Source organism: Planococcus sp. VCh962 (assembly GCF_057748275.1).
Map to the genome: position 1 here is coordinate 562153 of NZ_JBYLHS010000001.1, position 19013 is coordinate 581165.

Here is a 19013-nt window from a genome sequence, read left to right on the forward strand (position 1 = left end):
CAGATTATTAAAGAATTCGAGTGAAGAGGGGAAGAATAATAGATTACACGTTTCAAGCAATGACGTAAGAACAGGCAGAAGAAATCGCAACTAACTGGCATTATAACGATGAGTATTCTTTTTACGATATGGATGCGGATCAGGAAGATTTGCAGGAATTTCTTGATTCAGAAAAACGAAAGGAATCTTATTATGTAGTCATTAAAAATGAGGAGGTTGTGGGTTTTTATAGTTTTAATCTACTTGCGAAGGATACCCTTGATATAGGATTAGGCTTGAAACCAAATTTAACTGGAAATGGAAACGGTTTAGAATTCTTAAAAGATGGACTAGAATTCGCTAAATCAAAATATCATCCGAAAGAAATTACCTTATCGGTAGCCCCTTTTAATCAAAGAGCGATAAAAGTCTATAAAAAAGTTGGTTTTAAAGAAGTTGAAACTTTTATACAGGCTACTAATGGCAGCAGGTTTGAATTTTTAAAAATGTAACTGCTCTGCTGAACTAAGTATTCTTTTTTTAAAAAAGAAAGGAAGTTTTATATATGGACTTATCTGCCAAAAGTATGACTAAAAATTTAGCAGAATGTATTCTTGAGTGGAAATATGAAAAACCCTATGATTTTTATAATAACGAACTTACAGCGGAAGAAGTAATTGAAGGGCTGGATGGTTCATATTCTGCGATTGTAGATAAAAACGAAGAGTTGATCGGTTTTTGTTGTATTGGAAAATCTGCTCAAGTGCCCAGTGGAATCAAAGACGGGGTTTATGAAGGCGAGTTCATTGATATTGGATTAGGAATGAAACCAGATTTGGTAGGTCAAGGTAATGGTTTAGAGTTTGGTAATTTTATAATTTCATATGTTCAAGAAAAAAATAATGTTTTACCTATCCGATTAACTGTCGCGACTTTTAATGCAAGAGCTATACGGTTATATGAGAAACTTGGTTTCAAGAAAAAGTCTGTATTCGGTAATCCTATTTCTGATTTTATTATTATGACTAAAGAAAATTAGTGCTTTCAACACTAGTTTACATATGATCAGATCATCGGAAGCTTTTATAAAAGAGTTTATATTTCTAAAAACCAGTTCCTTTTTTAAGGTTACTGGTTTTTTAAATGCTGTGAAAACTAAAGTCTCACTTCCTACTGGTCACTTCTATAATACGTTTGACTACCGGTAGTTTAAATTATAATTGTTATTTGATCAATAGGGTATACTTCTACGAAGGGGGAAAGAAATAACGACGATGAAATTTGATCCAAAAATTGAAGAAGTTCTCTTAGCTTTATCACAATGAAGGAAAGTACTTAAACGAAAGGAAGCTTGTTGAAGAATTGCCTTTAGCTCTTATTCTAAATCAGGATAAATTATGAAACGACAATTTAAAGCATAGTGGATAAAAATCATGTAAACTTGTTTTGTTGACAAAGATGTGATGAAACTATACGCTTATTTCCATAGACATCGAAATAAGCTTGGCAAGGAGGAGCGAACATGAACGACGAAATGCTGGTAAAAATTTATAAAGCACTTGGTGAGCCTACTCGTTTACAAATTGTAAAAATATTGTCTTCTGAAAGACATATGGCTTGTATGGATATGTCCGATGAACTCGAAATCAATTCCAACTCCACCTTAACCCATCATTTGAAAATATTGATTGATGCCGGGTTGGTCTCTGTAAGAAAAGAAGGCACTTATCGTTACTATAGTGTTCATCGGGATATATTAGAGAAATACGCACCAACCTTAATTCAAAAGAAAGTTTTTTAGTCTATATTTTTTAGCTGGTTAAGTTTATCTGGTATTTCGACGTTTGTAGAAATAAAAATGTTAAACCCTATTCTTTATTTAAAAGCGAAGTTACTTTCTCTATTTTCATATCTGTAGAACTATCGAAATAGATTTACTGCCTAGGTATTTTTCAATTTATATTTCGATGTTTATAGAAATATGGACGAACTTACTTAGAACGCAAGATTGTTTGAACTATACGTAAATCAAGATTAAGAAACGAGGGATAAAAGTGATTGCTATCTTACCGCGCATTAATGAATTGGCAAAGAAGCAGCGCACTGAAGGTTTAACAAATGTTGAACAAGTTGAACAACAAGTGCTCCGTGAAGATTATTTACGAGAAATTCGCGGACAGGTTATTGATACATTCTCTGGGTTGAAGGTTCAAGATTCACTCGGGAATGATGTAACGCCAGAAAAAGTTCGTAATTTAAAATCAAAAGAATGAAATACCCTTTGCAAAAAGATGGGAAAAAGGAAATTCAGTTACCAAAAGAGAGGATTAAAACTATGAGTGACATTGTTATTATTTCAGGAAGTCCATCTGAGAATTCAAGGTCTGAGAAAGTTCTTAACTACTTGGGGACATTGCTCGAGCAGGAAGGACTTTCAATAAGACACATTTCAGTTAAGGATGTATCAGGGGAAGTTCTATTTGAAGGAAAATACGATAGTCCTGAGATTCAACAAATCTCTGCACTACTCCAAGATGCGAAAGGTGTCATTATTGGATCGCCGGTCTATAAAGGTGCATATTCAGGTGTATTAAAAGCGTTGATTGACTTACTGCCACAAGATGTATTAAAACATACACCAGTGCTTCCATTAATGACTGGCGGGAGTCCATCACATCAACTGGCACTGGATTATGCATTAAAGCCGGTCTTGGCATCATTAAAAGCTCACAATCTAAAAGGACTATATTTTCAAGATAAACAAATTGAAAAACAGAGCGAAATTCCAATTATCGATGAAGCTATTTTACGGCGGACAAAAAGGCAACTTCATTACTTTATTGAGCTAGTAAACAATTCGTCATTTCAACAAACTTACTAGCTGAAATCATTTATAAGTAATACGTATCAATTCCAAGTTATTCATACAGCAAAAATTATGAAGAGGCTGTTAAAATCGCGTGGGAAGTCATGGCAAGATAATAGATCTCATAAGGGATGTGAACAATACGATGAAAAACAATAAAGATATCCGAGTTGTAGTCGGGATGAGCGGAGGAGTCGACTCGTCAGTTGCTGCCTTGTTGCTGAAAGAGCAAGGTTACGATGTGGTGGGCGTCTTCATGAAAAACTGGGATGATACAGATGAGTTTGGTGTCTGTACAGCGACGGAAGATTTTGACGATGTTGTCCGTGTGGCAAACCAGCTTGATATCCCCTATTATTCGGTTAACTTTGAAAAGCAGTATCGGGATAACGTGTTCACGTACTTTTTAGATGAGTACAAAGCTGGCAGGACGCCAAATCCAGACGTGATGTGCAATAAAGAGATTAAATTTAAGGCATTTCTCGATTATGCACAATCCCTTGGCGCAGATTATTTGGCTACAGGGCATTATGCTCAAGTGAAAGAAGTCGATGGACGGGTTGAAATGCTCCGCGGGGCAGATGGTGACAAAGACCAATCGTACTTTCTCAACCAGCTGACTGAGGATGTGCTCTCGAAAGTCATGTTCCCTCTCGGCCATATGCAAAAGTCGGAAGTTAGGGAAATAGCAAGAGCACACGGTTTGGCAACTGCCATGAAAAAGGATTCAACAGGCATTTGCTTTATTGGTGAACGGAATTTCAAGGAATTCTTAAGTGAATATTTACCTGCACAGCCAGGGGAAATGAGAACACTGGACGGTGTAATAAAAGGGCGTCATGATGGTCTGATGTATCATACGATTGGTCAGCGTCAAGGGCTTGGTATTGGCGGATCGGGTGAACCATGGTTTGTTGTCGGCAAAAACATAGAAGAGAATGTGCTTTATGTCGGACAAGGGTTTCATAATGAACATCTTTACTCAGATGGATTGATTGCCACAGACGTTAACTGGATAAATCCAGACCAAGTAAAAGAAACAGTTGACTGTACAGCTAAATTCCGTTATCGCCAAGAAGATTGTAATGTATCAGTGACCATTTTAGAAAACGGCAAGGTAGATGTCCGGTTTGATCAGCCGGTCCGAGCTGTTACACCAGGACAGGCGGTTGTATTTTACGATGGAGATGTGTGCCTGGGTGGGGGAACAATCGATCAAATATTTAAAAATGGTGTTCAAGTACTATCTGTAGGATAAAGAAGATTCTAGGATTCCTCAATTTGTTAACAGGGTTTGATCGAAAGAAGAACATTTTATAGTACATTATTTTTTAAAAAAGTTAACTTAAGGAGATTTATTTTATGGCAAATGTATCAGTACAAGATAATTTAAAATTGTCTATTTTAGACTTCGCCTATGTTTATCATGGCATTACGCCTACTGAGGTCCTTGAAAATTCGACAGAAGTGGTTAAATTAGCTGATAAACTCGGCTATACAAGGTATTGGTTTACAGAACATCATAATTCGGAACACATAGTCAGTACATCACCGGATTTATTAGCTTTACATTCTGCTGGAAATACTCGAAATATACGCGTTGGTTCAGGAGGAATTTTACTACCAAATTACAGTTCTCTTAAAGTTGCGGAAAACTTCACATTATTAGAGGCTTTACATCCAGGTCGAGTGGATCTCGGACTGGGGAGAGCATCTGGTACAGATGGAATGACTACATTGGCATTACATCGCACGAGGGAAATTATGATGAAGGATAATTTTCCAGACCAATTAGATGACCTTCTTTCATTTTTTTCTCGGGATTTCCCTAAAGGACATCCTTACTCGTCGATTAAATTAACAGGGGATTCGTCGTTAACGCCAGATATCTTTATGTTAGGCTCTAGTTTTGGAGCAGTAGAGTTTGCCATAAAAAAAGGACTTGGTTATGTTTTTGCGGCGCATTTATCGCCAGAATTAGCCGTCCCAGTTCTTCGTTCTTATCGTGAAAAATTCGAGCCGTCTAAATACTTGAAAGAACCAAAAAGCATTTTATCGATCCCCGTTATTACAGCAGAAACAGAGGAAGAAGCAAAATATCTAGCAGGCCCAATGGAATTACTATGGGCAAGAATGGTTACAGGCTCCAGCGATCGTTCTGTTGTATCGCCTGAAGAAGCAGCGAACCATAAATATAGCAATGCGGAATTAGCTGCATGTAACCACAATAAACAACGTTTTATCATTGGCAGCATAAAGACAGTCGCACAAAAATTAAGAGATTTGGCAAAAGAGACATTAGTGGATGAAATTATGATTGTTGATTTTTATGGGGAACAAGAAGGTCGTTTAAAGGCCTATGATTTGCTTGCAGAGGAATTTTTAAATATAAAAACAAAATAGATGATCGCAATAATTTAAGAAAGTATAGAAAGAAGGTAAATCAATGAGAAAAAAATTAAAAATGGGCGCGATTATTGAAGGTGTTGGGTATAACTATATGGGTTGGCGACACCCTGACATGCCTGCTGATGCGAGTGAAAATATCGATTACTATGTAAAACAAGCAAAAATTGCAGAAAAAGCAAAATTTGATACGTTGTTTTTAATCGATGTCAGCCATGTTGGGCCGGGAAACATACCACATTATTTGAGCATGTTTGAAGGCGTCAGCATCATGTCAGCGCTCAGTATGGTTACTAAGAATATTGGCCTTTCAGCAACAATTGCTGCGTCGTATGGAGATCCATTTACTGCTGCGAGACAGATATTATCCCTCGACAAAATCAGCAAAGGTCGGGCCTCCCTAAATGCGATTACCTCCAATCCGGGAGGAATGGTTAATTATAGCAGAGGGCATCTAACAAAAGCAGATCAGTACCCGATGCAAAAAGAATTTATGGAGATTGTCTTAGGATTATGGGATTCATATGAAGATGATGCGTTTATACGTGATAAAGCAAATGGAATCTATTTTAATCCACAAAAAATGCATCCTTTAAACTATCGAGGGAATTATTTCTCAGTAGATGGTCCATTGAATCTTAGTCGTTCGATCCAAGGCAGACCGGTACTCTTCACGGCAGGATCGTCTTCCAACTTTATGGATAATGCTGCGAAGTATACGGATGGGGCCTTTATCCTTGGTCAATCACTTGATTATTCAAAAGAAATGACGACAGAAATTAAAAAACGAGTAGCAGCAGAAGGACGATCTCCTGAGGACTTTGTTGTTGCAGTTCCACAGCAAGTGCTTGTTGGTCGGACTGAAAAAGAAGCCGAAGAAAAGTTCCGGGAATTGGAAAGTTTAATCCCTCAGTATAGAATACCAAAACCTTTATTTTTCGGTTCGGCCGAGAAAGTCGCCAATCAAATTCAGGAATGGTATGAAGCGGGGGCCATGGATATGTTGTTGGTTCAACAAGAGCATCCAACAGCTTTAGAAGATTTCGTTGATTTAGTCGTTCCAATTTTACAGGATAGAGGCATTTTCCGTACAGAATATGAGTCTAATACGTTAAGAGGAAATTTAGAAATTTCTAATCCAGAACGTGGATTTTTTGAAAGTGAAAATAGGGGATTAAAAGCAGTTTTCCTTAAAGACTAATATTCCAATATCAAAATACATGCGGGTGAGGAAAAAGAATATCTCGTTGCTCATTTTATTAGTGGAACGATTAAGGCCATAAGAATGAACAGCTTCTTATACAGAAATTCCCATACGATTTACCACTGAAGTAGACAATTTCGTGCTGAGGCTATTGGGAAAATCCATAGCTGATATTGAATCATAATGAAATTATAGGTGCAGGAGTACTTGTAAATGGGGGTGATTTTAATTATGCCAAACAATTCAGTGGGGAACTAAGACGAAGAGTAGCCCTAACAGGACGGGCACCGGAAGACCTGTTGATTATGCCAACACAGTAAATCATCGTTGGAAGAACAGAAGCCGAGGCTAATGAAAAATTACAATAATGTGTAGTAGGAAGCGAATAGACAATACAAAAAAATATAGAGGTGCATAAAATGAAAAAAAATATACCATTAAACGTGCTTGATCTGGTCAGTGTATCAGAAGGCCAAACGATAAAGGAAGCATTGGAGCAAGCTTTAGAAGCGGCTCAACTGGTAGATAAGCTTGGGTTTAAACGTCTCTGGTTTTCAGAGCACCATAATATGATAGTTTCGGCATCCATGGCCACTTCCAATTTGATTGGCCTGGCCGCGCAGGTGACGGAAAGAATTCGTGTGGGCTCTGGCGGTATTATGCTGCCCAACCATGCTCCGCTACAGGTAGCTGAAAATTTTGGCACAGTTGCCCAATTGTTTCCTAATCGAATTGATTTAGGGCTTGGACGGGCTCCAGGCACCGATGCTCAGACGGCTCAGCTGCTTACTCGTTCTGGTAGTGACCCCCAATCTTTTGCTGATTCGATTTATGATCTCATAGGCTGGTTCAGTGATGAAGGCTTGGCGCATAGTGTACTTGTAACTTCTAATGTAGGGACAGGCACGAATGTACCCATATGGGTTTTAGGCTCAAGTGTGAATGGCGCCTCGATTGCTGGTCAACTGGGTTTGCCTTATTCTATTGCCTCACATTTCACTCCAGACAATTACAGAGAGAAGATTGATCTGTATCGCTCGGCATTCAAATCGACAGCACCGACGGCACAAATTGAAGAACCTTATGTGATGGCTGGCATTAACGTGGTTGTTGCTCCAACGGATGAGGAAGCGCAGAGAATTTGGACCACGACACAGCAAATGTTATGGAATATGCAAACTGGAAAAAAACTCTTATTGCAGCCACCTGTGGATCCCGAAGAATTAGGGACAGAACAGGAAAGGGCACGTATGGAATCGATGTTTAGTCTTAAAGCGGTCGGTTCACCGGAAACCGTACGGAAGAGATTAGAAGAATTTGCTGAGGACAGTGGAGCGGATGAACTGATTGTTGTGACATACACCTACGATCCGGAAGATAGGAAGCGATCGATGGAGCTGCTCGCTGATCTCTGGTTTTAACTCAGATAGTACAGAACCGGAGAATAAGATTGGCTTAAATGATGGACAACGATTTCACCCGAATTCGGAGACATTTATACCTTACATATGGATTTAGTATTAATGGAGTGTATACATTTATCCGGGATATTGTGATAGCCGAGCTTTTTTAAAAAATAAATAGCATCCTAATAACAGTCGACAAATCATTTGCCCTGTGTCTGGGGAAGCATTCATCTCAAATGGAGTGGATAGAATTTAGCACTTAGATGGATAAGTACGAAATCAATGTTTCCTATATGGTGACAACCGCTGAAACAAAAGAGGAAGCTGAATTCGAAGCAAAGCCTCAAGATATATGGCGTTTACTGTTTACGAAGGGAAAGATGGCACCGGTTTTGACACCTGAGGAAGCAAGTGATTATCCATTGACGGAAATGGATCGCATGATCATTCAAGATAACCGTAAAATCCATTTGGTGGGGGCTGCGAAAGAAATTGCGATGCTCTTACAAAAAGAGCAACAACAATATGGATTTGATGAAGCGATGATTGTCAGTATTCCCCATGCCCAAGAAAAACGCCTGGATGTCTATCGGTTGTTGGCCAAGGAATTGTTATGAGTTTGAGTGAGTGATTTAATGAAATCGAATTTCCTCGTGACAAGATATTTATGTTACGAGGATGTGGCAGGAGAATAAATATATGGATAAATTCCAATCGCATAAAGGCTTTGCGCGGTCATTTTCGGACCGCCGTTTAACTCTGGGACTCACCTTTCCGTTAGAGTCGTACACGGGAAGCTTTCCTGTTTTTAATCTGGAAGAGCAGATGCTACTTGCCAAAAAGGCAGAAAACCTGGGTTTCGCTTCCTTATTCGTAAGAGATGCACCCCTTTACGATGCGAACTTTGGCGATGTAGGTGCTTTTTATGACCCTTGGATATTGCTGGCGTATGTTTCGGCACATACGGATCGAATCGCACTGGGTACGGCGAGTATTGTGACGACGTTGCGTCACCCGCTTCACGTAGCGAAGTCAGCGGCTTCCCTGGACAAAATATCAAAAGAGCGTTTCTTATTGGGAGTTGCGACGGGTGACCGGCCCATTGAATTTCCCGCATTCCAAGTGGATCCTGCCGAAAGCGCAGCGTTATTCAGAGAGTCGATAGAAGTCATGAAAAAAGTGTGGAAAGAGCCGTTTCCGAAAATAAAGACGAAGCGAGTGAATTTGGAGCAAGGCGATATTGTTCCCAAACCCACTTTATCCGACATTCCCCTTCTGGGAACCGGGTATTCCGGCCAAACGATTGAGTGGTTAGCCGAGCATACAGATGGTTGGCTGTTTTATTCGCAAGGCGTCAATGACCAGCGCGAACTGGTGAATAAATGGCGACAAGCGGCCGGTGAATTCAAACCCTTTGTCCAGGCTTTGGCTATTGACTTATCCGAGAATCCAAACGAAGCACCTAAACCGATACAAGGCGGGTTTAGGGCGGGGTATCGATTTTTAATCGATTACCTGCGGGCCTATGAGGATGCGGGCGTGAATCATGTGATATTTGGGTTGAAACACGGAACACGCCCTGCGGAAGAAGTGATGGAGGAATTGGGGGAATATGTGCTTCCGCATTTTCCTGCACATAAATTTTAAAAAGGGACATCTAGAAACCAAACAGGTGCTGCTCCCCCAAAATGAGACTCTGAATTTAAGCTACTTGTTGGACATGAGTCCGGTATTCCTTCCACCGGGTTCATGTTTTTTAATTTGGACTTCATTCATTTGTGGTTGCAGTAAATGATATACTCGCATCTCTTTGGTTGGTTGTATCTAGCAAAATGTAAAGTCCGTTTTTTTATGAAGACGCTTTTCTTGCTATAAACTTGGATCTTTCAAGAGCGCCCGGTAATTTTTCTTTATACGTTACTAACCCACTTTTAGAATACAGTCCCCCCTTTTTTAAATTGTGATATTAGATTAAATATTTTAATTATTATATCTCCGATGAGCAAAAAAACGACTATACATTAAAAGAGGTAAGCTTCTTAGAAGAATTTATTTTCTATTCTCTTTTGAAACATGAATTATGGAGGTAAACTAGGAAAAATTCATTTGAATCTTAGTTGACATATCAGCAGATTATCGGTAGCTGACTAAATAGAAAGGGGGAGAAGATGCGATTTGTTTACCATCTTCTCTCCCTCTTTGTTTATAAAAATGCAATTTTACGAACGGCATTCCTAAAAATGTCTGTTTCAATCTATATTTTATTATTCTTAGGTATTTTTAAAAACTCAATATAGATGGAAATACTTTTGAATCTCATTTTTTTCATTTGTTAAGCTCAATGCCAACATTAGAAGAATCCGTGCCTTCGGGGGATTTAGTGATCCAGAAACGATATAACCGTGTTGATTGTCCATCTCAGTACGGCTTACGATTCCTGTAGGGAGCCGTGAAGACCGTATAACAGAGACTCCGCTATTTAACGCATCCTGAATTCCAGCCTGTGATTGTGCAGAAAGGGTATAGCCACCAGCCGTAGCTACGACGATTCCTTTTGCGCCGGCTTGTACCGCTGCATCATATAAAAACCGGTCGTCGCCTTGATGCGCATAGATGATTGATACTTTGGGCAATTCATTGGCCATTTTTACGTCGAAGGCGGTTTCAACCGTATGGAGATGTGCAATATCTTTATAGAAATAGTAAACTTCTCCTCCGACGATCGAACCGATGTTACCATGTTCCATGGCATTGAACGCATCTACTGTGGTGGTATTCATTTTCGTGATAAAACGCGCAGACCCAATGCGGTCATTAAGAACAACCAGTACACCTTTTCCAGATGATTGTTCATTGCACGCGACTTTAACGCCATTGTAAATGTTCAGTGGGCCTTCTGCACTGATGGCTGTTGCGGGTCTGACCGCTCCAACAATGACGACGGGCTTATGGCTTTTTGTTACTAAGTGCAAAAAATAAGCCGTTTCTTCCAGCGTATCTGTCCCATGCGTGATCACAACGCCGTCTATTTCTTCATCCGCCAACGTTTCATTCACATAGTTGCCCAGTGCCAGAAGCCGCTCGGTTGTCATATCAACGCTATCAATGTTGAACAGCTGCTCGAACTGTATGTTCGCAACATCTGCCAAATCAGGAACTGCCGTCAGTAATTCTTCGATAGGAAGAGCGCCGGGCTTGTAACCTTTCGTCATGGTACGTGAGCTGCCAGCCCCTGCGATAGTTCCGCCAGTTGCAATGATTTTGATAGTTGACTTGTCTTTCATGCTATCGCTCCTCAATGTTTTTTACCGAGCCGGCCTTCTAAGGTTATTTTGATTTAATCCCTGCACCGCAAAGAGGGATGATTATTTTTTCTTCGGGTATTTTTGCGTACTTGAGATAGCCCGCATAGTTTACTGCTGATGTTACTTCCACATAGAATCCTTTGTCACTCAGGGCAGCACGTGCGCTCAGGATTTCGTTTTCTTCAATATTAATAAAGGTGCCACCAGTATTGCGTACAGCTTCTAAAATTTGCTCTGAACGGGCAGGGGCAGCAATGGCGATGCCTTCCGCTAAAGTTCCTGTATTCGTAACAGGGTGTGCGGATTCCTCGCCGGTTCGGAAGGCTTTCGATAGAGGCGCACAATTGTCCGCTTGAATGGCTACGATTTTCGGCATTCTATCGATTAAGCCATTTTCGAGCAACTCTTTAAAGCCATAATACGCTCCCAAAAGAAGGGTGCCATTGCCAACCGGAATTATTAAAGCGTCTGGCGCACCTGCCAGTTGTTCATAAATTTCATAAGCATAGGTTTTCGTGCCTTCGTAAAAATAAGGATTGTACACATGGCTGGCATAGAACACGTTTTCGTCGTCCACAGCCTGCTGTGCCGCAGCTGCAACATCCTCCCGTGTACCGCGGATCTCTTTGATCATGGCGCCGTGCGCTTTGACTTGAGCAATTTTCTTCGGTGAAGTCTCATCACTTAAATAAATGTCACACGGAATCCCACAGCGGGCTGCATACGCGGCAATGGCTGTTCCAGCATTCCCGCTGCTGTCGGCAATTACCTTTGTTGCGCCTAATTCTTTTGCCTTTGTCATCAAAACAGCGGCTCCTCGGTCTTTAAAGGATAAGGTAGGCATCATATAATCAACTTTTACATACACATTCGGTTCTGCAGGATCCAACATGATTAAAGGTGATTGGCCTTCACCCATTGTCACAGACTTCCATGTGTTGGAATCTTTTGCAAAGGGCATGGTTTCGAAATAACGCCACAAAGAATTCGGGTAGTTGTTCCAAGAGCTGACATCAATTTTAGGGGTGTCTTTTGCTATATTTAATACTCCTCCGCATTCGCATCTCCATAGAGAAGGCGTCACATCGTATTTTCTACTGCAGCTATTGCAACTAAATTGAGTCATCTTTTATCAACCTCTCAATACTTTTTTATATAATATAGACTTTTTTATATGATATAAGTAAAAAAAATTAGATATAGGCGATGGCTTCCACTTCAATTTTAAAGCCAAAGTGCAGTTCGTTGGTCGGAACAACGGTCCGAGCCGGTTTGGATTCACCAAAAAACGCTTTATAGACGCCATCCACTTTACTCCAAAGCTGCACATCTGGAATATACAGCGTCATGCGCAAAATCTGCTCTTTTTTACTTCCAGCTGCTTCCACTATCTTTTCTACATTCTTCAGCGCTTTTAACGTTTCTTCTTCGATCGTGCCAAATTCTTTTTCACCGGTTTCTGGGTTAATGGCAAACTGGCCCGATACGTAGACCGTGTTCTCGTGGATGGTGGCCAATGCATAGTGGCCGTTGGATTTTAAATTTCCTACTTCAAAAAGACTTTTCATGTAATTCTCCTTAACTTGATTTAGTTTTGATATCGTCCAAATAGCTGTAAACCGTTACTTTAGAAATGCCCAGCAAAGAGGCGACTTTCTCAACCGACCCTTTCATGAGAAAAATGCCTTTCTCGTCCATAAATCTTATTAATTCAATCTTTTCATGGCGTTTCATGACGGGATGAACACTGTTTTGAATGATTTGCTGGATCAGCTGATCCACTATTCCTTCCACATTCTCAATTTCATCTTCTGACGAAGGAGTTCGATTTTCTTGCACATCGACTGGTGGAGAAAGAAGCGCATCCATAAAGTGCTGCATTTGATTCAGTGCTTCCACATCAAAATTGATACAGAACGCGCCGATGACTTTTTGCTCGTTATCCCGGATCAATGAAGTTGAAGAACGAATGGTGCGATTGTCTTCTGTTTTGAATGAATAACCCGCAAGATGATCTTCTTTAAAATGTTCGGATTGCAATACAGTTTTCACCAAGTGATCGAAAGATTGACCGATTTCTCTGCCTGTAACGTGATTGTTAACGGTAAACATGACGGAAGCATGAGGGTTCGTTAAATCATGAATCACGATTTCACAGTTCGGCCCGAACATTTTTGCGGTGGACTTGGCTAAAGGAATATAACTTTCTAATATACGCTTGATTTCTGTCATCTCTAACAACCCCATTTTTTAAAATTCTATTCAAATATATATTTTTTTCTATGTAAAATCAAATTATATATAATTTTTTATATATAATTAGAAAACTCATTATAGGCGGAGAAAACCAACTCAAAATGAATAGTATGCTCCTTAGGATACTAGGTCGTAAAATTTAGTTTACATATGAGGGATTATTTGCACAGCAGAAAAATAATGAACATCAGTATAATGGCAGCTAAATAAATGGATTGCTTCTCCCGATATATATAAGCGGGAGGCGTGGAAAAAGATGCAGATCGATTTTTCTCAAGTTGATACGGGTGTCATTGACAGGATGGCGTTATTTATTGGCATATTGGCGGCAGGTTGCATGCTTCTGCCTTTGCTGGTGGGTGGAATGCTCAAGATTATTAGAATGCCATTTTTCATTGTGCGAATCGGAATCGTCTGTGCCGGGATGGGATGGTTCTATTACTGGGCAACGCAGATTCTAAATAAGTTTTAAAAAAGAATAAATATTTCCTGAGAAAGAAGAACACAGGAATCGGCGGTAAGAACAGCGACAAGGGCAAACAACTAACCTGATTAAATATGTTTGAACTGTAAAAAATAGAGAAAAGGAATTGGCCATATATAGGCCATTTTTCTTTTCTCGTTTTTATTTGTTCGTGAAATACCTATTTAACGAAGAAACCTCAGCTATTAAATAGAAGAGAAGAGGCTGATTCAAGCGTCTCTTCATTTTTGTCGTAAATGTGTACTTTTTTAACGGTTTTATTTCTAAAGACGTTTTTCCTCTAAAGGTTTATAGCGTTCAAGTCCAAAGAGGAAATAATAACGTCTTAGAACTTGCGGGATAGTTGCAGTGGAAGATCAGCGTGGCCAAAATTATGAAAAGTAGATAAAAGCTTACTCTTTAACGCCGGAGAAAATTACAAACAAGAAAGCTTCTTTATAAAGCATTAAAGTGCACCATAGTAGTTACATTTAAAACCGCGCTCATTTAGGTGGAAATCTGATATAATTTATTCCATACCGGTACTTTTAATAAGTTGAAATTTGGTGAATCTCATGAAGGAAAAAGATAAACGAAGCAGCGATCACACTGCTTTAAAGAAGACCTTATTGCTATATAAAGAAGAAACAAACGAAGATCGTTTGCCTCAACAAGCTTATATAGTAATTCAAAAAGCGATCCGAAATCTACAGCTTCAACCTAATGAGGCTTTTTTGGAACGTGAAATTATCGACATGCTGGAAATGAGCCGTACGCCGGTTCGTGAAGCATTGATTCGATTGGAGATGGATCGCTGGATTAGGTTAATCCCTCGAAAGGGGTTTAGTGTTGAACCCATCATAAAAGAAAATATTGAGCAAATTTGTCAAATTGCTGAAGCGCTAGATGGAGTGGCAGCTGAGTTAGCCACATTGAACATTGACGAAGAGCATCTTGAAATTCTGGATTCCCTTATTGCGAAACAAGAAAAGCACCTGAATGAAAATAATTTAAAGGCTTATTTAGATGTTGATAACCAATTTCATAATTTAATCGTTGAGTGCTCCCGGAATGAACGGCTGAAAAATATAATGGACAGTCATTCTGATCAATTGTATCGGGCGAGGTTGTTTACCATTAATGAACGAAAGCTTCCTGTTCGGTCCATTAAGGAACATCGGGCAATAGTAGCTGCCATGCGAGCCCAAGACAGCAAAGCGGCTCAACTCCTCATGCATTCCCACAGGCATCGGGGAGGGCAGGAAATCTTGGGGATTATCGAAAGCAAGCCAATGAATAAAATGAAAAAATAATGGAAGACGTTTCTGAATAAGAAGCGTCTTTTTTATGTGCATAGAAATTAAAAAATTTATTATTAAGCTAAAATGGCATTTTTAATTATTTTTAAGCTTTATATTGACGTTAATGTATTTATTAATTATACTTTAAACAAATGAAATACACGAAAGGGGCGGTATTAAGATGAAAATCATTGATATCAAAGAAAAAGCAGTACCAATTCAATCGAGTATCAGCAATGCCTATATTGATTTTTCAAAAATGAACGTTTCTGTTGTAGCCATCGTAACGGATGTGTTTAAGAATGGTAAACGAGTGGTAGGGTATGGTTTTAATTCAAATGGCCGGTATGCTCCAAGCGGACTGCTTCACGAACGGTTTATCCCTCGTTTATTAGAAGCGGAAACAAATGATATTTTAAATGATGAGGGATCAAATTTTGATCCTCATAAAATTTGGGATATTTTAATGACAGGTGAAAAACCAGGCGGCCATGGGGAAAGGTCAGTCGCGGTGGGAACTCTTGATATGGCCGTTTGGGACGCCGTTGCAAAAATAGAAGAGAAGCCGCTTTATCAACTGCTGGCCGATCGTTATGGAGATGGAAAGCCGGATGACAAAGTATTTGTATACGCGGCAGGCGGCTACTATCAGCCAGGAAAAGACGATAAAATGCTTCAAGAAGAAATGAAAGGCTATCTGGACCTGGGGTATTCAGTTGTGAAGATGAAAATCGGGAACGGTTTAGAAGAAGACCTTAGAAGAATTGAAGCCGTACTGGACGTGGTACCATCTGGGCAATCACTGGCGGTGGACGTAAACGGACGTTTTGATTTGGAGACAGCGATCCGGTATGCAGAAAAGTTAGAGCCCTATAATCTGTTTTGGTATGAAGAAGTAGGAGATCCGTTGGATTATGAGCTTCAGGCGGAACTTTCCAAGCATTATAAAAACCCGATGGCTACTGGGGAAAATTTGTTTTCCATGCAGGATGCGCGAAATCTCATTCGCTACGGGGGCATGAGACCGGACCGGGATTATCTGCAATTTGACTGTGCATTAAGTTATGGGCTTGTGGAGTATATGAGAATATTGGAGATGTTAAAGGAACACGGATGGTCTTCTCGCCGCTGCATTCCGCACGGAGGGCATCAATTGTCGCTGAATATTGCAGCAGGACTAGGTCTTGGTGGAAATGAATCTTACCCGGGAATTTTTGAACCATTCGGTGGATTTGCCGATGATATTCCGGTTGAAAATGGGTATGTCGGGTTGCCTGATGTTCCAGGAATAGGTTTTGAGACCAAAGCACCGTTGATTAATTTGCTTCGTTCGGTGGCTGAATAATGTATGACAAGAACGATGATTTTTTTGAATGTGCCCTGACTTTTGGATAATTTTTAAAAAAGCTTTTGTTCCAAAGCGATGATATTGATACAGTGGTTTAATCATTGTATCAGTATCATCGCTTTTTTAGTTCCATTGCTTTCGTGTTTGAATGAAGCTGTAATCAGCAAATTCATGGGTGACAATTTTCTTCCTGTAATGAGCGTGTTTCTCCCCTTGCATTTCAATGTTTCATTTTCAACAATGAATATAAAATTTTATAGGTTAACACCTTTTATATTTGAATGGGAGGGGCGTTTGATTTATGCCGAGTAAGAGCTTTGAATTCCAGATGATTTACAAATACGGGTTAAGGGAAACATCCTAATGACGTGTAGTTAGAGGGATAGTTGGTTTACATATGAAGTTTATCGGTAGGGAAGAGACTTAATAAAAAGTCTCTTCCTTTTTTCTTTCGTATGAGTGTACTTTAATGAATGGTTTGGAAAGAACGGGGTGACTTATATAAAGGAATATAGGGGAATTTGGCGAATTACCTATTTAAGGAAATAGACGCGTGGTTAAAGAAGAGAACTCGTGGCGATAGCAGGGATTCGTTATGTTCGCTGTAAAGAAGACTGAAAGCTTAGGATTGACAGAGGTGGGAGTAGATGTAATAACGGCAATAAAAAAGCATCTTCCGAATGATGGAATAACAAGACAAATGGATGCTTCAATAATGGCATTTAGAAAGCAAAACATAGAAAGAAGGGAATAGAAATGGGCTTTCAACTATATCGAATTTGTCACTTGTTGGTGACCGGTTTTCTTGTAATTTCTCTTTCCACCTTTTTTGCTTCAGGTGGAATTGGAGAGAATTTTACGGAGAATCCTTATCCGTATCCTAACTGGCTTATCCCAATTGCTGTCTGGGTGGTTGGAGCGGTTCTTTCCTTCATAAAAAAAACGGTGAAGATCGGATTAATGATTAGCTTTTTGCCCCTTTTATTTTATATTGCATTGTTGGCTTACGCTTATTTCTCTAATTAAATTTCTAAAAGCATGATAAGAAGAATTAGGAAAGATTTTCACCTTTCAGCGGATTTTAGGTTACGCGAAATTCCGATTTAGTAAGCTTTTTACTAACTAAGGACCCGATTCTAATGAAGAGCAGCGGTTCAAGAATCAGCAGATTTTCTCTTTGGTCGTAATCATGTACTTTTACGAACGGATAAGAAAATTTGACTTAGATTGCATAGGATATACTGCTAATTATGAAGACTAAGCTCACTTGAAAATAATACATAGAAAAAATAGGGAAGAAGACCAGTTAATAACGTCTTAAAATATGTGGAGGTTATTATGAAAGCTCAAAAACTGCTGCTACCTTTGTTATTATTTCTTTCTCTTTTACCTGGATGCGGATTAGAAACAAAAACGCTTCCTGAATTTTATGAGAAAGAACTTGATGATGTAACTAAAGTCCAAATACTTGATGGTACTACAGGAGCTAAAAAGATTATTAACGATAAAAAAGTTATTGATAATTTCCTGAGTGAAATAAAGGGGATCAAGTTTATACCGGAAGAAAATCAGGAAGATAGAGAAGGGTTTAGATATGCTATTGCGCTTTATCAGAATGAAGAAATGATACTTACATTTTCTCTAAATGAAGTAAAAGGCAATTACTATTATACAGAGCCAGATATTTATCCAATTGTTGATGATTTTTATATAGCACTTAACGTTAAAGAAGAATGAATCCTTTCATTTTTGAGAATTATAAAAGTATCAGTTTAGATGTCGGAATAATAAGGATTATACTTCGGGAAATAGTTTAAGAGATTTAAATCAGAAGCTTTTAATTAGCTTCCTTACAACATCATATTGTGAAGGAGGGCTAGAAAGTGAGAAAAACAAGAAGACTACTTGTGCTTTTGCTTTCATTAGTAATGATGTTTTCAGGAGTCTATTATTATCTATCAACTCATTCCAATTTTGAACTTGGAACCTCTAGCGGCATTTTGAGAACAGCGATGGAAGAACACGGAACAATTTATTTTGGTTATCAATTTTATTTTGAAGGCTACGGCATCCCCACTATTGAAAATGTATATGTTGTCCAGACGGATGGAACGATTAACCAACCGAATAATAAACAGGTTTCGATAACACCTTTTATAGATACAGATGAAAGGATAGGAGTTGTGGAAGAGGCATATGTAATAGAAGAAGGAATAAGCAAAGGCCTTATTCCTGTTCAGGGGTTTGAGTTTAAAAACTGCCACCACAATATTGCATTTAAGGTTGTATTAAAAGATAAAACCTTCAACCAGGATTTCCAAGCTATTGTTGTTGAGTATCGTCACTTAGGGGCATTGAAGGAACAAACGATTGATTTTGAAGGCTTTTTCATTAATGAAAAAGCTGTATTGGTTAATAGGTTGCATTAGCCTTCTGATAGCTAAAATGAAGTTTACTATTTCCAGGAGTTATGCAGAAT

The 19013-nt window shown here is 39.1% G+C and carries 21 protein-coding genes; 17 read left to right on the forward strand and 4 right to left on the reverse strand.

Annotation, left to right across the window (positions count from 1 at the left end; genetic code table 11):
* Positions 1-83: 83 nt before the first annotated feature.
* The 11 genes from AC3AQ9_RS02930 to AC3AQ9_RS02980 all read left to right on the forward strand — a co-directional run bounded on the left by AC3AQ9_RS02930 (position 84) and on the right by AC3AQ9_RS02980 (position 9508).
* The gene (locus AC3AQ9_RS02930) at positions 84-491 is read left to right on the forward strand and encodes a GNAT family N-acetyltransferase (RefSeq protein WP_488306811.1); all 408 of its coding nucleotides are present in this window, start codon (positions 84-86) and stop codon (positions 489-491) included.
* Between the two features lie 53 nt (positions 492-544).
* Entirely contained in the window at positions 545-1018 is a 474-nt protein-coding gene (locus AC3AQ9_RS02935; RefSeq protein ID WP_488305954.1) for a GNAT family N-acetyltransferase, read from the forward strand.
* Between the two features lie 483 nt (positions 1019-1501).
* Positions 1502-1780 (forward strand): ArsR/SmtB family transcription factor, encoded by a 279-nt coding sequence (locus AC3AQ9_RS02940; RefSeq protein ID WP_488305955.1) that lies wholly within the window; start codon positions 1502-1504, stop codon positions 1778-1780.
* Positions 1781-2033: 253 nt separating this feature from the next.
* Positions 2034-2252 carry a DUF896 domain-containing protein gene (locus tag AC3AQ9_RS02945; protein WP_488305956.1) on the forward strand — a complete coding sequence of 73 codons (219 nt, stop codon included), beginning with the start codon at positions 2034-2036 and terminating at the stop codon, positions 2250-2252.
* Between the two features lie 62 nt (positions 2253-2314).
* Entirely contained in the window at positions 2315-2860 is a 546-nt protein-coding gene (ssuE, locus tag AC3AQ9_RS02950; protein WP_488305957.1) for an NADPH-dependent FMN reductase, read from the forward strand.
* A 130-nt stretch (positions 2861-2990) separates the two neighbouring features.
* The gene (mnmA, locus tag AC3AQ9_RS02955) at positions 2991-4103 is read left to right on the forward strand and encodes a tRNA 2-thiouridine(34) synthase MnmA (protein ID WP_488305958.1); all 1113 of its coding nucleotides are present in this window, start codon (positions 2991-2993) and stop codon (positions 4101-4103) included.
* A gap of 104 nt (positions 4104-4207) precedes the next feature.
* Positions 4208-5248: an LLM class flavin-dependent oxidoreductase gene (locus AC3AQ9_RS02960; protein WP_488305959.1), complete on the forward strand. Its 1041-nt coding sequence runs from the start codon at positions 4208-4210 to the stop codon at positions 5246-5248.
* 43 nt (positions 5249-5291) lie between these two features.
* Positions 5292-6452 carry an NtaA/DmoA family FMN-dependent monooxygenase gene (locus AC3AQ9_RS02965; RefSeq protein WP_488305960.1) on the forward strand — a complete coding sequence of 387 codons (1161 nt, stop codon included), beginning with the start codon at positions 5292-5294 and terminating at the stop codon, positions 6450-6452.
* A 422-nt stretch (positions 6453-6874) separates the two neighbouring features.
* Positions 6875-7876, forward strand: coding sequence for an LLM class flavin-dependent oxidoreductase (locus tag AC3AQ9_RS02970; RefSeq protein WP_488305961.1), 1002 nt, complete (start codon positions 6875-6877; stop codon positions 7874-7876).
* Positions 7877-8124: 248 nt separating this feature from the next.
* Positions 8125-8478 carry a hypothetical protein gene (locus AC3AQ9_RS02975; RefSeq protein WP_488305962.1) on the forward strand — a complete coding sequence of 118 codons (354 nt, stop codon included), beginning with the start codon at positions 8125-8127 and terminating at the stop codon, positions 8476-8478.
* 82 nt (positions 8479-8560) lie between these two features.
* Entirely contained in the window at positions 8561-9508 is a 948-nt protein-coding gene (locus AC3AQ9_RS02980; protein ID WP_488305963.1) for an LLM class oxidoreductase, read from the forward strand.
* Positions 9509-10149: 641 nt separating this feature from the next.
* On the opposite strand, the gene AC3AQ9_RS02985 is transcribed toward AC3AQ9_RS02980, so the two are convergent.
* The 4 genes from AC3AQ9_RS02985 to AC3AQ9_RS03000 all read right to left on the reverse strand — a co-directional run bounded on the left by AC3AQ9_RS02985 (position 10150) and on the right by AC3AQ9_RS03000 (position 13398).
* Positions 10150-11145, reverse strand: coding sequence for a type II asparaginase (locus tag AC3AQ9_RS02985; protein WP_488305964.1), 996 nt, complete (start codon positions 11143-11145; stop codon positions 10150-10152).
* Between the two features lie 43 nt (positions 11146-11188).
* Entirely contained in the window at positions 11189-12292 is a 1104-nt protein-coding gene (locus AC3AQ9_RS02990) for a threonine synthase (protein WP_488305965.1), read from the reverse strand.
* Between the two features lie 67 nt (positions 12293-12359).
* Positions 12360-12734: a RidA family protein gene (locus tag AC3AQ9_RS02995; RefSeq protein WP_488305966.1), complete on the reverse strand. Its 375-nt coding sequence runs from the start codon at positions 12732-12734 to the stop codon at positions 12360-12362.
* A gap of 10 nt (positions 12735-12744) precedes the next feature.
* Positions 12745-13398, reverse strand: coding sequence for a helix-turn-helix transcriptional regulator (locus AC3AQ9_RS03000; RefSeq protein WP_488305967.1), 654 nt, complete (start codon positions 13396-13398; stop codon positions 12745-12747).
* Positions 13399-13678: 280 nt separating this feature from the next.
* Here AC3AQ9_RS03000 and AC3AQ9_RS03005 point away from each other — a divergent pair, with 280 nt between their 5' ends.
* The 6 genes from AC3AQ9_RS03005 (at position 13679) to AC3AQ9_RS03030 (ending at position 18963) form a co-directional block, all read left to right on the forward strand.
* The gene (locus AC3AQ9_RS03005; protein WP_488305968.1) at positions 13679-13894 is read left to right on the forward strand and encodes a hypothetical protein; all 216 of its coding nucleotides are present in this window, start codon (positions 13679-13681) and stop codon (positions 13892-13894) included.
* Positions 13895-14460: 566 nt separating this feature from the next.
* Positions 14461-15198, forward strand: a complete 738-nt coding sequence (locus AC3AQ9_RS03010) for a GntR family transcriptional regulator (protein ID WP_488305969.1) — start codon at positions 14461-14463, stop codon at positions 15196-15198.
* 169 nt (positions 15199-15367) lie between these two features.
* On the forward strand, positions 15368-16531 hold the full coding sequence (locus AC3AQ9_RS03015; RefSeq protein WP_488305970.1) for a mandelate racemase/muconate lactonizing enzyme family protein: 1164 nt from the start codon (positions 15368-15370) through the stop codon (positions 16529-16531).
* 759 nt (positions 16532-17290) lie between these two features.
* The gene (locus AC3AQ9_RS03020; protein WP_488305971.1) at positions 17291-17560 is read left to right on the forward strand and encodes a hypothetical protein; all 270 of its coding nucleotides are present in this window, start codon (positions 17291-17293) and stop codon (positions 17558-17560) included.
* Positions 17561-17872: 312 nt separating this feature from the next.
* A complete protein-coding gene (locus AC3AQ9_RS03025; RefSeq protein ID WP_488305972.1) occupies positions 17873-18271 on the forward strand; it encodes a hypothetical protein in 399 nt (132 codons plus the stop codon).
* A 146-nt stretch (positions 18272-18417) separates the two neighbouring features.
* Positions 18418-18963 (forward strand): hypothetical protein, encoded by a 546-nt coding sequence (locus AC3AQ9_RS03030; RefSeq protein ID WP_488305973.1) that lies wholly within the window; start codon positions 18418-18420, stop codon positions 18961-18963.
* The last annotated feature ends 50 nt before the right edge of the window (positions 18964-19013 follow it).

Excerpts from the sequence above, each read along its gene's own strand:
- AC3AQ9_RS02970 (WP_488305961.1), top strand. The coding sequence starts at position 6,875 with ATGAAAAAAAATATACCATTAAACGTGCTTGATCTGGTCAGTGTATCA.
- AC3AQ9_RS02995 (WP_488305966.1), bottom strand. The coding sequence starts at position 12,734 with ATGAAAAGTCTTTTTGAAGTAGGAAATTTAAAATCCAACGGCCACTAT.
- AC3AQ9_RS02960 (WP_488305959.1), top strand. The coding sequence starts at position 4,208 with ATGGCAAATGTATCAGTACAAGATAATTTAAAATTGTCTATTTTAGAC.
- AC3AQ9_RS02985 (WP_488305964.1), bottom strand. The coding sequence starts at position 11,145 with ATGAAAGACAAGTCAACTATCAAAATCATTGCAACTGGCGGAACTATC.
- AC3AQ9_RS02940 (WP_488305955.1), top strand. The coding sequence starts at position 1,502 with ATGAACGACGAAATGCTGGTAAAAATTTATAAAGCACTTGGTGAGCCT.
- AC3AQ9_RS03025 (WP_488305972.1), top strand. The coding sequence starts at position 17,873 with ATGAAAGCTCAAAAACTGCTGCTACCTTTGTTATTATTTCTTTCTCTT.
- AC3AQ9_RS02935 (WP_488305954.1), top strand. The coding sequence starts at position 545 with ATGGACTTATCTGCCAAAAGTATGACTAAAAATTTAGCAGAATGTATT.
- AC3AQ9_RS03010 (WP_488305969.1), top strand. The coding sequence starts at position 14,461 with ATGAAGGAAAAAGATAAACGAAGCAGCGATCACACTGCTTTAAAGAAG.
- ssuE (WP_488305957.1), top strand. The coding sequence starts at position 2,315 with ATGAGTGACATTGTTATTATTTCAGGAAGTCCATCTGAGAATTCAAGG.
- AC3AQ9_RS03015 (WP_488305970.1), top strand. The coding sequence starts at position 15,368 with ATGAAAATCATTGATATCAAAGAAAAAGCAGTACCAATTCAATCGAGT.
- AC3AQ9_RS02980 (WP_488305963.1), top strand. The coding sequence starts at position 8,561 with ATGGATAAATTCCAATCGCATAAAGGCTTTGCGCGGTCATTTTCGGAC.
- AC3AQ9_RS02965 (WP_488305960.1), top strand. The coding sequence starts at position 5,292 with ATGAGAAAAAAATTAAAAATGGGCGCGATTATTGAAGGTGTTGGGTAT.
- AC3AQ9_RS02990 (WP_488305965.1), bottom strand. The coding sequence starts at position 12,292 with ATGACTCAATTTAGTTGCAATAGCTGCAGTAGAAAATACGATGTGACG.
- AC3AQ9_RS03000 (WP_488305967.1), bottom strand. The coding sequence starts at position 13,398 with ATGACAGAAATCAAGCGTATATTAGAAAGTTATATTCCTTTAGCCAAG.
- AC3AQ9_RS03005 (WP_488305968.1), top strand. The coding sequence starts at position 13,679 with ATGCAGATCGATTTTTCTCAAGTTGATACGGGTGTCATTGACAGGATG.
- mnmA (WP_488305958.1), top strand. The coding sequence starts at position 2,991 with ATGAAAAACAATAAAGATATCCGAGTTGTAGTCGGGATGAGCGGAGGA.
- AC3AQ9_RS03020 (WP_488305971.1), top strand. The coding sequence starts at position 17,291 with ATGGGCTTTCAACTATATCGAATTTGTCACTTGTTGGTGACCGGTTTT.
- AC3AQ9_RS02975 (WP_488305962.1), top strand. The coding sequence starts at position 8,125 with ATGGATAAGTACGAAATCAATGTTTCCTATATGGTGACAACCGCTGAA.